Annotated in this window: 12 protein-coding genes; 7 read left to right on the forward strand and 5 right to left on the reverse strand. The window is 63.6% G+C overall.

Annotated features, from left to right (window positions below):
- Positions 1-11: 11 nt before the first annotated feature.
- Entirely contained in the window at positions 12-1,073 is a 1,062-nt protein-coding gene (locus AC1D08_RS08340; RefSeq protein WP_477227489.1) for a hemin-degrading factor, read from the reverse strand.
- 22 nt (positions 1,074-1,095) lie between these two features.
- Positions 1,096-1,302 carry a hemin uptake protein HemP gene (gene hemP / locus AC1D08_RS08345; protein WP_457155520.1) on the reverse strand — a complete coding sequence of 69 codons (207 nt, stop codon included), beginning with the start codon at positions 1,300-1,302 and terminating at the stop codon, positions 1,096-1,098.
- 200 nt (positions 1,303-1,502) lie between these two features.
- Here hemP and AC1D08_RS08350 point away from each other — a divergent pair, with 200 nt between their 5' ends.
- The 5 genes from AC1D08_RS08350 to AC1D08_RS08370 are packed head-to-tail and all read left to right on the forward strand — an operon-like array spanning position 1,503 to position 5,983.
- Positions 1,503-3,707, forward strand: coding sequence for a TonB-dependent hemoglobin/transferrin/lactoferrin family receptor (locus tag AC1D08_RS08350; protein WP_477422941.1), 2,205 nt, complete (start codon positions 1,503-1,505; stop codon positions 3,705-3,707).
- Between the two features lie 5 nt (positions 3,708-3,712).
- The gene (locus AC1D08_RS08355; RefSeq protein ID WP_457150910.1) at positions 3,713-4,156 is read left to right on the forward strand and encodes a hypothetical protein; all 444 of its coding nucleotides are present in this window, start codon (positions 3,713-3,715) and stop codon (positions 4,154-4,156) included.
- Between the two features lies 1 nt (position 4,157).
- The gene (locus AC1D08_RS08360; RefSeq protein ID WP_457150911.1) at positions 4,158-5,249 is read left to right on the forward strand and encodes an energy transducer TonB family protein; all 1,092 of its coding nucleotides are present in this window, start codon (positions 4,158-4,160) and stop codon (positions 5,247-5,249) included.
- A 46-nt stretch (positions 5,250-5,295) separates the two neighbouring features.
- Positions 5,296-5,610, forward strand: a complete 315-nt coding sequence (hmuQ, locus tag AC1D08_RS08365) for a heme-degrading protein HmuQ (RefSeq protein ID WP_457150912.1) — start codon at positions 5,296-5,298, stop codon at positions 5,608-5,610.
- 1 nt (position 5,611) lies between these two features.
- Positions 5,612-5,983, forward strand: a complete 372-nt coding sequence (locus AC1D08_RS08370; RefSeq protein WP_457150913.1) for a bleomycin resistance protein — start codon at positions 5,612-5,614, stop codon at positions 5,981-5,983.
- A 12-nt stretch (positions 5,984-5,995) separates the two neighbouring features.
- Here AC1D08_RS08370 and putA read toward each other — a convergent pair whose 3' ends face one another.
- The gene (putA, locus tag AC1D08_RS08375; RefSeq protein WP_457150914.1) at positions 5,996-9,604 is read right to left on the reverse strand and encodes a bifunctional proline dehydrogenase/L-glutamate gamma-semialdehyde dehydrogenase PutA; all 3,609 of its coding nucleotides are present in this window, start codon (positions 9,602-9,604) and stop codon (positions 5,996-5,998) included.
- A 162-nt stretch (positions 9,605-9,766) separates the two neighbouring features.
- Here putA and AC1D08_RS08380 point away from each other — a divergent pair, with 162 nt between their 5' ends.
- Positions 9,767-10,219, forward strand: a complete 453-nt coding sequence (locus AC1D08_RS08380; protein WP_027029407.1) for an Lrp/AsnC family transcriptional regulator — start codon at positions 9,767-9,769, stop codon at positions 10,217-10,219.
- Between the two features lies 1 nt (position 10,220).
- Here AC1D08_RS08380 and AC1D08_RS08385 read toward each other — a convergent pair whose 3' ends face one another.
- Complete coding sequence (locus AC1D08_RS08385; RefSeq protein WP_477394685.1) at positions 10,221-11,420, reverse strand: cytochrome-c peroxidase; 1,200 nt, start codon at positions 11,418-11,420, stop codon at positions 10,221-10,223.
- Between the two features lie 7 nt (positions 11,421-11,427).
- Positions 11,428-11,877, reverse strand: coding sequence for a FixH family protein (locus AC1D08_RS08390; protein WP_457150925.1), 450 nt, complete (start codon positions 11,875-11,877; stop codon positions 11,428-11,430).
- A gap of 151 nt (positions 11,878-12,028) precedes the next feature.
- On the opposite strand from AC1D08_RS08390, the gene AC1D08_RS08395 reads away from it, so the two are divergent.
- Positions 12,029-12,952, forward strand: coding sequence for a sugar kinase (locus tag AC1D08_RS08395; protein ID WP_457150916.1), 924 nt, complete (start codon positions 12,029-12,031; stop codon positions 12,950-12,952).
- Positions 12,953-12,961: the final 9 nt, after the last annotated feature.

Below are 12,961 nucleotides of genomic sequence, written 5' to 3' on the forward strand. Positions count from 1 at the left end.
AGGTATCATCCTCAGGCTGCGGTCGGGCTAGGGATGCGCGGCAGGTGTTCCGCCAGGAATCGCCAGTCGTCGCGCTCGCTCTCGCCTTCGTGGCGTTTGCCGAAGAACTGGATGATCATCTTGCCGTCGGCATCATAGACTTCGAGCGAGGTGACGTGACCGTCCTTGGTCGGCTTGCGCACCGCCCAGACCTCATGGAGGTGGTCGGTTCGCAAGTGCAGGTGGAAGGTCTCGTCCAGTACGTTGATCCATGGCCCCATCGGCTTGATGGATTTGACCGAACCGGAATGGATCTGGATACAGCCGCGATTGCCGACAAAGCACATGATCGGCATCTCGCCCTCGGCGGCATGATGGAACATGGCGCGGACGGCGTCATTGTCGAGCCGCCAGGCATAGTCCTGGCCGACCATACGCACCGCCTGCCGGCGGCTGAGCTTCAGCGTCTTCAGCATGCCGAAGAACTGGTGCACGTCGGTCAGCCGGCTCCAGCGGTCGCGCAAATCGTCAAGATTGGCGGTGGTTTCCCCGCCATGGACCTCGTCGTCGGGGACGTGTCCAGAAATGTCGATCGTCGGCTCCTGGTTCGACGATTCGAGCGCGGCGACCAGCTTTTGGTAGGCATAGAGACTGGAGGCAGGCCGCAGATGCACCTTGTGCACCGCCTCGCCCGCCGCGTCGAAGAACTGCAGGCTGCGGCGAATGTCGTCGCCATCGCGCTTTTCCACGGCAAAGCCGTGCGCCCAGACTTTCGGGAAGATGCGCAGATCGATGTTTTCGCCGAGCACCATGGCATTGTGGTTGCCGGTGACGATCTTGTCGTAGACGCCGATCTTCTCGTGCACCGCACTTTCGTTGCGGGTCAAGGCCATGACTTCGCCGACGGCTTCGAGGCCGGTCAGGAGATCGTTGACGCGCGGCTCGATGCGGACAACCCCGTCGCCGCAATGCGCGGCGATGAGCTCGGCCTCCGAAATGCCGAGCTGGGCAGCCAGATCACGCTCGCGCGTCTTCGGATTCTCTGTCCGTGCCCGCCGGATTTCATGCGGGGCGGGTTTTACGCGCTGGTCCATGTTTCGTCCCTACTGCCTTGCCTTACTTGTTGAGAATGAGCTTGCCCTGGCGGGTGATCTTCAGCCGGTAGAGCGCGCCATGATGCTCGATGCCGATCTCGTGCTCGCCCTGGAACAGGGTGTTGCTGGACAGCGTTCGCACCGCCAGCGGAACCCGGTCGAAACGGGTGGAGGTGTCGTCGGAACGACGGACGCGATAGCGAAAGTCATTGGGATTGTGCGTGTTCATCTGGATCGATCCCTTTCCTGTGCCGGGCGCCTGGCTAGGCCTGCATAAATGCCGATTCATTTCTTGACTTGAATAATCATGTTTACTAGTCAGTGCAATACCGGAGTAAATGAGTCAACATTTAAGACGCCGGACACGATCAAAAAACGCCAGCGAGCCCCAGGCCAGCCAGCACCGAACCTGGACTTTGGAGTTGGGGCATGGGGTTGATGAATTGGGAATGGCGCGGCCGGTTTGACACTGGCCCGTTTGATGAGGGTCTTGGCGGGCGATCCACGGCAAGAGCAATGGCAGCCTTGCTGGCAAGCGTCGCGGCAGTCGCTTTGCTGGCGCCACCAGCCAGCGCCCAGCAAGCGGCGGAATCGCCGAAGGCGGAAGAGGCAAAGCCCGCCCCGGCGGGCGTAACACTGCTCGACAAGATCCTGGTGCTGAGCCGCACCGGCGAGACAGCGATCGAATCGCTGGCTTCGGCCAGCCATATCGACCAGGAACAGCTCGACCGCCGCATGGCGACGACGCCGAACGAGATGCTGCTTGGTGTGCCCGGTGTCGCGGCGCAGGCCGACGCCAGGCGTGTCAGCACCAGCATCAACATCCGTGGCCTGCAGGATTTCGGTCGCGTCGCGGTTATCGTCGACGGCGCCCGCCAGAATTTCCAGCGTTCCGACCACGGCACGCAGTCGACCTTCTACATCGATCCTGAGCTCGTCAACTCCGTCGACGTGATCCGCGGTCCTGTCGCCAACACCTATGGCTCGGGCGCCATCGGCGGCGTGGTCTTCTTCGACACCAAGGATGCCGAGGATTTCCTCAAGCCGAACGAGACATGGGCTGGCTCCGTCACCGGGCGCTATGAGAGCAATGGCAAGGGCTGGACCACCAGCGCATCCGGCGCCTATCGCTTCAACGAGAACTGGGATGCGCTCGGCAACATCGTCTACCGCAACTATAACGACTACAAGGATGGCGATGGCGATACCGCCAAGGGCACTGGCTTCGACGTGCTCAGCGGCCTGCTCAAGACCACCATCCGAACGACCGACAACAGTGAGCTGAAGCTCGGCTGGGTCGGCTCAAGCGATGGCTGGAACGAGATCAGCGGTGGCGCGCCGGTGAATGATGTGGACCTGAAGTCGAACACCTTCACAGCCCGCTACAACATCACCGACGAAGACAAGAGCTGGCTCGATCTCCACATCAACACCTCCTACAAAAAGACCAACCTCGACCTGAAGAGCCTCGTCCCGCTAAAACGCTTTGATCCGGTCACCGGCCTGCCTGTGGTGCTGCCGACAGGTTCGACCTCGACCTTCAATGTCGGCACGACCAGCATCGACATCTGGAACACGTCCAGGTTCGAGACCGCCGGCGTCGCGCACGAACTGACCTACGGCGGTGACTGGGCGGGCGACAACGTCGAGACCGGCGGCACGGCCGGTGGTGACAGCTTCTACACGCCTTCCGGCAAGCGCAACGTTTCCGGCGCCTATGTCCAGGACAAGCTCACCTGGGAGTGGCTCGAAGTCATCGCCGGCCTGCGTTACGACAACTACAGCTTGAAGGATGATACCCACGAGACTTCCGGCGATAGAGTGTCGCCGCGCATCACTGTCGGCGTCTCGCCCTTCGAAAGCGCTGGCCTTGCCGGCCTGCAATTCTATGGCACCTATGCGGAAGGCTACCGTTCTCCCTCGCTGACGGAGACGCTGATCAGCGGCAACCATCCGGCCGGTGTTTCCTTCCCGTTCCTGCCCAATCCCAATCTGCGGCCTGAAACCGGCAAGACGACGGAATTCGGCGTCAACTACAAGCAAAATGACATCCTGGAGGCCGGCGACGCGCTTCGCATCAAGGCGGCCTATTTCAACAACAATGTCGATGACTATATCGACGGCGTGACGCTGTCGCCGTTCGACCCGACCAGCGGCTGCCCGTTCGGCCCAGGCATCCCGATCTGCTTCCAGTACCAGAATTTTGCCAAGGCCAAGATCGACGGCTTCGAGATGGAGGGGGTTTACGATGCGGCATGGGGCTACGCCGGACTTTCCGCCTCCATCATCAATGGTCACACCATATCCTATGAAGGCGACCGGGCAGACCTTGCCACCATCCCGTCCTCTCAGGTCACGGCTCAACTCGGCCTGCGCTTCCTCGAGGACAAGCTGACCGTCGGTGGCGAAGTGCAGTACAATGGCAAGCCGAAAGGCAATGCAGTGGCCAAGAACTATACGCTGGTCAACGCCTTCGCCAGCTATCAGGCGACCGACAATCTGAAGGTCGATTTCCGCGCCGACAATCTGTTCGATGTCAAATACGCCAACCCGTTGAACGGCAGCACGACGGTTGCTGTCTACGAACCGGGCATAACCCTGAAGCTGGCGGCAACGATGCGATTTGGAGGCTGACGGCAATGGCGAGCTTGAGGACATCCCTTCGTCTGCTGACCTCGACGTTGGCGATGTCGCTTGCGATGGTTCCGGCATGGCCTGAGCAGTCCGCGCCGGTTCCCGCGCTGGCCCTCGAACTCAACGGCGCGCAAGCCTCCGACAAGGGCTGCCGCCTGACCTTCGTGGTCAGCAACAACCTCGGCGCCGACCTCTCCAAGGCGGCGTTCGAGATCGCCCTGTTCAACGAGGCAGGCATCGTCGACCGGCTGACCGTGCTCGACTTCAAGGAATTGCCTGCGGGCAAGACCAAGGTGACACGCTTCGATCTGGCCGGCACCGACTGCGCCAAGGTCAGCCGTGTGCTGATCAACAGCGCGACGGAATGCGCCGGCACAGCCGTCGATCCGAACGCCTGCATGCGCAAGCTGAAGACCGACACCAAGACCGGTATCGCCTTCGGCGTCTGAGATGGGACTGCATCCCGCATTCCTGCAAAGCACGGTGGCACGGCCCCTGGCCGGCTTGTCGTTTGGACCAAGCGATCTTGATTTGACAAGTCCGCACGGGTCGCTGCAGGTCTCGTCCCGCGACATGCGTGACATCAGTCCCCTCCCCGAACCCGGCGCCGAACTGGCGATCGTGCCAACCGAGCCGCTTGCGCCGCCGCGGCCATCGGCCTGGAACCGCAGATGGACGGCGGCGATCATCGTCTCCTGCCTGCTCCATGCGGCGGTGGCGGCGGGTTTTCTGATTTCGCCCTCGGGGACATTCGATTCCCAGGATGCCATGCGGTCGGAGGGCAGCGATCAGTCCGGAGACAAGGTGGTCGGCAGCGCACTGGACCAGGATCCGGCGGCTGTAAATGTCAAGCTGGTGCCCAATCCACGGCCGACCAAATCAGAGCCTTCAAAGGCGGCCAGGCCGACGACACCAACAGAGCCGTCTCAACCTGTTCAAGAAACCGCCAAACAGCCGGTCGAGCCTTTGTCAGCGCCTGTCAAACAGCCTTCCGTCACGCCGGACATTCTGGTGGCGACAGCCCCGCGCACCGATGACAAGAGCATCGTTGCAAAGACTGAAACCCTTGCACAGCCGACCGTTCAGGCCGAGCCTGCCGTCGTCCCGGAGCAGCAAGCGATTCCCAGCGCCAGGCCAACTCCGGCAGCCGCCCCGCCCAGCACCAGCCAAGCGGATGAGAAGCGTGGCACGGCGAATGGCCAGGACCGATTGGCGCAGGCGGCCAGCAAGGGCAAGAAACAGAAGGAGGCAGGCAGCGCGGCGGAAGACAATTACCGCGGCGACGTCTTCCGAAAGCTCAGCCGTGTCAATCGCGGCGTCCCGCCTTCGGTACAGTTGGCTGCTCGCAACAATGCCGTTGTGACATTCATCATCGGCAGCCGCGGCGGCATTGATGACCTGCGCATTGTGCAAAGCTCTGGATCGCCGAATTTCGACAAGGTCGCGCTCGGCATCGTGCGCAAGGCAGCTCCTTTTCCTCCAATTCCACCACAGGCCGTGAGCAAGAGTTTGGCGTTCGAGGCCGAAATCGGCCCATTTTGAAACTGTCGCGGCGTCAACCATCAACACCCGAATGAAAGGAACCTCCATGTACATCGCCATGAACCGCTTCAAGGTGCAGACCGGCTCGGAAGCCGATTTCGAAGCCGTCTGGAAGAACCGCGATTCAAGCCTTGCCCAGATGAAAGGTTTCCGGGAGTTCCATCTGCTGCGTGGCCCGGTCAACGAGACTGAAGGCTACACGCTGTTTGCCTCGCACACGGTGTGGGCGAGCCACGATGATTTCGTCGCCTGGACCAAGTCCGAGAATTTCCGTGCCGCCCACAGAAATGTCGGCACCACGAAAGTCCACTATCTCGGCCATCCGCAATTCGAGGGTTTTTCCGTCGTGGAAGGGGCCTGAGATGGCAACGCCTGCCCAAGATCCTGCGCGCAGCATTCCGATCCTGCCCTCGCCCGACATCGAGGCAACGCGCGATTTCTACCGCGATGAGCTCGGCTTTGGTGTCGTCGAGCCGGAGATGGACGACTATCTGATCGTGCGCCGGGGCGACATCGAAATCCATTTCTGGAAGAGCGACGACCGCAAACTCCCCGAAGTTTCGTCCTGCTATATCAGGGGCGGCGAGGTGCCGGCGCTGCATGCCGAATTTTCAGCGCGCGGTGTCAGGCAACTCAGTCCGTTCACCGTGCGGCCGTGGAACATGAAGGAATTCCATATCCGGGACCCGCACGGCAATCTGCTGAAGTTCGGCTGCGCACCCGAAGAGGTGTGACCAGCCGGTCCTTCAGGAGCCGGCCAGCAGGCTGGCATTGCCCCCCGCCGCGGTGGTGTCGACACAGACGGCGCGTTCATGCGCATAGGCCGCCGGGTTGAGCACCTCGCTGACCAGCGGCACGATCGGCCCTGAGCGGTCGGCGATGACCTTGCGAACAATGCGCGCGGCCTCCTGAGTGCCCGAGAAGGCGACGACATCGACGTGCAGCGAGCGCGCTTCGACCGGATCCGGACGGCCGTCGATGGCGGCCAGCGGCAGGCCCTTGCCGGTCAGCGCAGACAGCGCCGCCGGTGCGCCCGGTGCAACGGCCAGCACCGCATTGCCGGCGGCGAGTGCCTGGATCACCTGGGCAAGCAGCGTGTCTTGATCGGGACCGAGGCACAGAACTCGTCCGCGCGGCGACAGCGACAGCGTGTTGGCCTCGCCGGTCGGGCCGGGCAGGTCGACCTGGCCGAAGTCGATGCCGGCGGCGGCGCCAATGGCCGCGGCACCCTTGCCGCGCAGATGCTTCCTCAGGATGGCAATCCGGTCGGGCCGCGTCGACCAGCCACCCAACGCCGGATCGGGCAGATTGTCGGCAAGTTCGGTCGCCGTGACCTTGTGGCCTTCGGCAATGTGCGTGCCGGCCTCCGGCCCCTTGCGGAAGCGACGGAGATAGTGCGGGCCGCCGGCCTTCGGCCCGGTGCCCGACAGCCCCTCGCCGCCAAACGGTTGCGAACCGACGACGGCGCCAATCTGGTTGCGGTTGACGTAGATGTTGCCGGCGTGGATGCCGTCGACGAAATGCTGCACGCGGCCCTCGATGCGCGTGTGCAGGCCGAAGGTCAGGCCATAGCCCTTGCGGTTGATGGCGGCGATGACCGCGTCGATCTCGTCGGCGTCGAACGTGGCGACATGCAGCACTGGCCCGAACACCTCGCGCTCCATGTCCTCGATGCCTTTGACCCGGAAGACATGCGGCGCGACAAAGCGGCCATCCTTCGGCGCTTCGAGCTTGGCGATCAGCCGGCCCTGCAGGCCCATCTTCGTGCAGTAATCGCGGATCGAAGTCTGCGCCTCGTCGTCGATGACCGGGCCGACATCGGTCGAAATCCGCCAGGGATCGCCGATGCTGAGCGCCTCCATGGCGCCTTTCAGCATCTCAAGCATCTTCTTCTCGACGTCCTTCTGCACATAGAGCACGCGCAGCGCCGAGCAGCGCTGGCCGGCGCTCTGGAAGGCCGAGGCCAGGATGTCGCGCACCGCTTGTTCGGGCAGCGCGGTGGAATCGACGATCATCGCATTCAAGCCGCCGGTCTCGGCGATTAGCATGGCGTCGGGCGCGGCGGTCTCGGCCAGTTGCTTTTCGATCAGCTTGGCGACTTCGGTCGAGCCGGTGAAGCAGACACCGGCGATGCGCGGATCAGCAGTCAGCGGGCCGCCGACCGAGGGCCCGTCGCCGGGCAGAAGCTGGATGACGTCTTCCGGTACACCGGCCTCGCGTAGCATTTCGACGGCACGGAAGGCGATCAGCGGCGTCTGCTCGGCCGGCTTGGCGATCACCGAATTGCCGGTGACGAGTGCCGACGCGATCTGGCCGGTGAAAATGGCGAGCGGGAAATTCCACGGTGAAATGCAGACGATGGCGCCGCGCGCCTGCGTGCCCGGTTCGGCGTTGGCCGCCTCGGCAGCGTAGTAGCGCAGGAAGTCGACGGCCTCGCGCACCTCGGCCACACCGTCGGCCAGCGATTTGCCGGCTTCCCGGGTGGCCAGTGCGAAGAACTCGACGGCGTTGGCCTCATAGAGATCGGCGGCGCGATTGAGGATGGCGGCGCGCTCGGCCACAGGACGCTTTGCCCAGGCTGGCTGCGCCTCCACGGCGATGCGCACGGCGGTCGCCACCTGCTTGGCGGCGGCTTCGCTGACCGTGCCGACGACTTCCGCGGGTTTGGCCGGATTGACGATCGGCCGTTGCTTGCCATAACCGGCGGCCCGCGTGATCGGCTTGGCATGCCAGCGATCGGGGCCGGCGAACGCAGCCTTGGCCTTGTCGATCGCCGCCAGCGTCACCGTGTCGGTGATATCAAAACCCTTCGAATTGCGGCGACTAGCGCCGAATATCTGGGAAGGGCGGGCAATCGCCGGATTGGCGGCGGGGCCCTGGCTCTCGACCGTTTCGAGCGGATCGCGGGCGATGTCCTCGGGCTCGACCTCCTCGTCAGTTAGCTGATGCACGAAGGAGGAATTGGCGCCGTTCTCCAGCAGCCGCCGAACCAGATAGGCAAGCAGATCGGAATGCGCGCCGACCGGCGCATAAATGCGGCAGCGCGTGCCTTCGGCCTTGCGCACCGTCTCATGCAGGGCCTCGCCCATGCCGTGCAGACGCTGGAACTCGAAGGAATCGCGGTCCCCGGCCATCGACAAAATGGCGGCGACGGTGTGGGCGTTGTGGGTGGCGAATTGCGGATAGATGCGGTCGGTCATCGACAGCAGCTTTTTGGCACAAGCCATGTAGGAAACGTCGGTGTTGGCCTTGCGGGTGAAGACGGGATAACCGGTAAGCCCGAGCGTCTGCGCCCGCTTGATCTCGGTGTCCCAATAGGCGCCCTTGACCAGCCGCACCATGATGGTGCGGTCGTATTTCTTCGCCAGCGCGTAGAGCCAGTCGATGGCAAAGGCGGCACGCGGGCCATAGGCCTGGACGACGACGCCAAAGCCGTTCCAGCCGGCAAGCTCCGGCTCGGCCAGCACCCGGTCGATGACGTCGAGCGACAGATCGAGGCGATCGGCCTCCTCGGCATCGATGTTGAGACCCATGCGCGAATGCCGCGCGGCCAGCGCCAGCGACAACAGCCGCTCGGCCATGACAGGCAGCATCTCGTCCTTCTGCGCCACCTCGTAGCGCGGATGCAGCGCCGAGAGCTTGACCGAGATGCCGTGATTCTGGCGGATGTCCGGGCCGTTGGAACCGGAATCGAGCGAGGAAATCGCGTCTGCATAGGCCTTATGATAACGCAACGCGTCGGCCTCGGTGCGTGCGGCTTCGCCCAGCATGTCGAAGGAATAGAGATAGCCCTTCTGCGTCATCGGCCGGCCGCGCTTGACGGCCTCGGTGATGGTGCGGCCGAGCACGAACTGCTCACCCATCTCGCGCATGGCTGCCGCCACCGCCTTGCGGATGACCGGCTCGCCCAGCCGGCGCACCATGGAGCGCAGTGTGCCTTCGATGCCGCCCTCGCCTTCATCGAGGACGCGGCCGGTCAGCATCAGCGCCCAGGTCGAGGCGTTGACGAAGATGGAGCTCGAACCGCCCGAATGCGCCGACCAGTCGTGCGGCGCGATCTTGTCGGCGATGAGATCGTCCATCGTCTCGGTGTCGGGCACGCGCAGCAGCGCTTCGGCCAGGCACATCAGCGCCACGCCTTCCTTGGTGGAAAGGCCGTAGGCGGAAAGGAAGACTTCCATCAGCCGGGGGTCCGACGAGCCGCGCACCGCCCGCACCAGATCGGCGGCGCGGGCCGAGATCGCCTTGCGGTCTTTCGCGGAAAGCCCCGTGGCCTCGGCAAGTCGCTGCACCGCCTCGTCTTCGTCGGGCAGATAGTTGGCGCGGATCTGCTGGCGGATGGTATCTAGCGGCATGGCGGTCCCGTGGATCGAGCAAAGGGGATCGGGCCGGCGGTCACCGGACCGAATGGCGCAAGCTAGCACAAGTGCGAATTTCAGTCGGTCCGAAGAAATCGACATTTTAGGTCATTCGGTCTAACATTACGGCCTAGATTTGGCATATGGACTGTGTTTTCGATGACAGAAGACCAATTGGACCGCATCGACCGGAATATCCTGTCAGCGCTGGCAAGTGATGGCCGGCTTTCGATGTCCGAACTGGCGGCAAAGGTCGGCTTGTCGAAGACACCGGTGCAGGCGCGGGTCAAGCGGCTGGAGAAGGACGGCTACATCAGGGGCTACCAGGCGATCATTGACCGCGAGCGCATGGGCGAAGGTCATGTCGCCTTCGTCCAGGTGAAACTGTCCGATACCCGATCCGCAGCACTCGATGCCTTCAACCGGTCCGTGCAGGCGGTACCGGAGATCGAGCAGTGCCACATGATGGCGTCGAGCTTTGACTATCTGCTGAAGGTCCGCACCAGGGACATCGCTGCTTATCGCCGCGTGCTTGGCGAACGCATCTCGGCCCTGCCCCATGTCGCCCAGACCTCGACCTTCGTGGCGATGGAGACGGTCAAGGATAGGTAGATCACTCGGCCAGCGTCTTCAGGAAGGCCACCAGCGCCGCACGTTCGCGATCCGACAGTTCCAGCGGATGGATTTCGGATGTCCCTTCAACGCTGGGCGCAGCCTTTGCATAGTGCGCGATCACCTCGTCGAGCGACGAAAACTGCCCGGCATGCATATAGGGTGGACGCGTGGCGGCACCGCGCAGCGACGGCGTCTTGTAGGCCCGGATCAGCTGCGGCCCATCCTTGACCATGAAGCGCAGTTCGCCGCAGGCACTGGCGTCGCCATCCCGGTAGGCGCCCAGGCAGTTGAACGGGTCGGCCTCGACTTGGCGTACCGCATCGATGCGGCCGCGGTCGGGCGGCAGATCCGCGACAGGTGGCACGCCGGTGTTGTGAAAACTGTTGTCGGTGAAGCGCGGCCCATTGTGACATGTCACGCAATTGGCCTTGCCGATGAACAGTTTCAGCCCGAGGATTTCCTCCTGGGAAAAGGCGGCATCGCCTTTCGCCTCGGCGCCGGTGGCGAGATCCAGCGCAAAGCGATCGAAGCGCGTCGGCGCCGGCTCGATCGACCGTTCGAACGCGGCGATAGCCTTGCCGATATTGGCATAGACGCCGTTGATGGCATCGCGCTGCGCGCCGCTCATCGCGTTCCAGGCGGCCTTCTCGGCATCGGTTCCGAGTGGGCTTGCATTCAACGGCATGCCGGAAAAATCGGGCAGCGGTCCAAAGATGCGCTCATAGCGTTCGCCGAATCGCGTCTTCATGTAATGCGCATAGGCGGTACGGTTTCCCGCCTGCTCCAGCGGATTTTCGAGCGGCGTCAGCGCCTGCGCCCACAGGCTGTCGCGGCGGCCATCCCAGAAGAACCAGGGATCGCGCGCCACGCCCGCCAGCGGCATGGTGCGCCGGTTGGTGTGGCCGACGCCGACCGCTTGCGGCAGGTCGTCCTGGAACTGGCGGTCGATCTTATGGCAGGTCGAGCAGGACACCGTGCCGTCGCGGCTCATCCCCTGATCGAAGAACAGCGTCGAGCCGAGTGCGGCGGCCGCCGGCACATCGGCAAAGCGGTTGGTGGTGTCGGGCTTCAGGGACGGCAGCGTTGACAGTGCCAGCGAGGCGACGGTCTTCTTCTCGGCGTCGGAGAAATCCGGCTTGCCGCAACCGACGAGGACGATGGCCGCCAACAGCGCCAGAAAACGCGGAAAGTGCCTCATCGGTCGCTCACAGCACCACGTTGAACAGCACCGTGTCCGAGCCGGCCGTGGCCGAGATGGCGAAGTGCAGTTGCCACCAGCCACTCATCGTGAATTTCACCCCTTCGATCCGATAGCGCCCGTCGCCGAGATAGTCGGTCGCCTGCGGGCTGGTCGGCAGGCCGTGATTGTGCTGCGGCATGCCGCCAGAAATCGCGATCGCGGCCCCCTCCACCGGCGCGCCGGCCTTTGTCTTCAGGGTCAGCAGCCAGGATTCCAGTTCGCCTTGCCGCACGACGCCCCGCTCCGGCAAAAAACTTGCCACGAAAAGACCGTTGTCGGTGTTCTTCGTCCGCGAGACATCCGGGCCAGCAGGCTGCCACGATCGCGGCGCCGTCAGATAGACGACCGCAAGAATGCCGACCAGCAAGGCAGCCAGACCAAGACCCGCCAGAAGATAACGCCATAACGATGCCAAACCGGTTCCTCTTCTGCAGACAACGTTTTGCCGGACGGATCGCATCCCGCCAGCCTGTGGGAAAACGCTGTGGCGGAAAAAAGCCTGCTTGCCAAGCATGGCGCTGCCCGTGGCAAAAAGCTACAGCACCGGGATCACTGGAGGATTGTAGATGGCGGGAAACGGCGTCGCCTCGATCGGCGAATGCATGCTCGAACTCTCGGGCCAGACCGGCCCGAACTGGCGCATGGGTTTTGCCGGCGACACGTTCAACACGCTGTGGGCGCTGCATGCGTTGAGCACTGAGCGGCCAGCAACCTATGTCTCAGCCTTTGGTGACGATCCCTTCTCACAAGGCCAGATCGCTTTCTTCGCTGAAAACGGCATCGGCATCGGTTCCAGCCCGGTCATAGCCGGGGCGCGGCCCGGTCTCTACGCGATCACGCTGGCCGGCGCCGAGCGCTCCTTCACTTACTGGCGTGGCGACGCCGCCGCCCGGCAGCTCGCCTCCGATCATGCGGCATTGTCGAAAAACCTGGAAAATCAGGCGCTTGTCTACTTCAGCGGAATTACTTTGGCAATTCTGGACGATGCCGCGCGGGCTACGCTGCTGGCGGCCGTGGCCAGGGCGCGGGCGGCAGGCTCGACTGTCGCGTTCGACCCCAACTACAGGCCGCGGCTCTGGCGCCGGCGCGAGGATGCGCAGGCAGCGATCGCCGAAGCGCTTGCCGTCACCGACATCGCCTTGCCGACCTTTCCCGACGAGCAGATGCTGTTCGGCGATGCAACGCCGCAAGCGACCGCCGCCCGGCTTGGGCAACTGGTCAGCGAGGTCGTCGTCAAGAACGGCGAGGCGCCAGCACTGATTGCCGACAACGGAACATCGCACGACGTGCCGGCGATCCATGTCGCCGCACCCGTCGACACAACCGGCGCGGGCGATTCCTTCAATGGCGCCTATCTGGCCGCACGCCTCGCCGGTCACGCCCCGGTGGATGCCGTATTGCGCGCGCACCGCGTCGCCGCAGCCGTAGTACAGGTGCGCGGCGCCTTGGCCCCGTTCGAGACGTTGCGGACGGCGTTCGAAACCGAGTGACCAGAAATA

The sequence above is a fragment of the Mesorhizobium sp. P2_E6 genome (genome assembly GCF_056403835.1).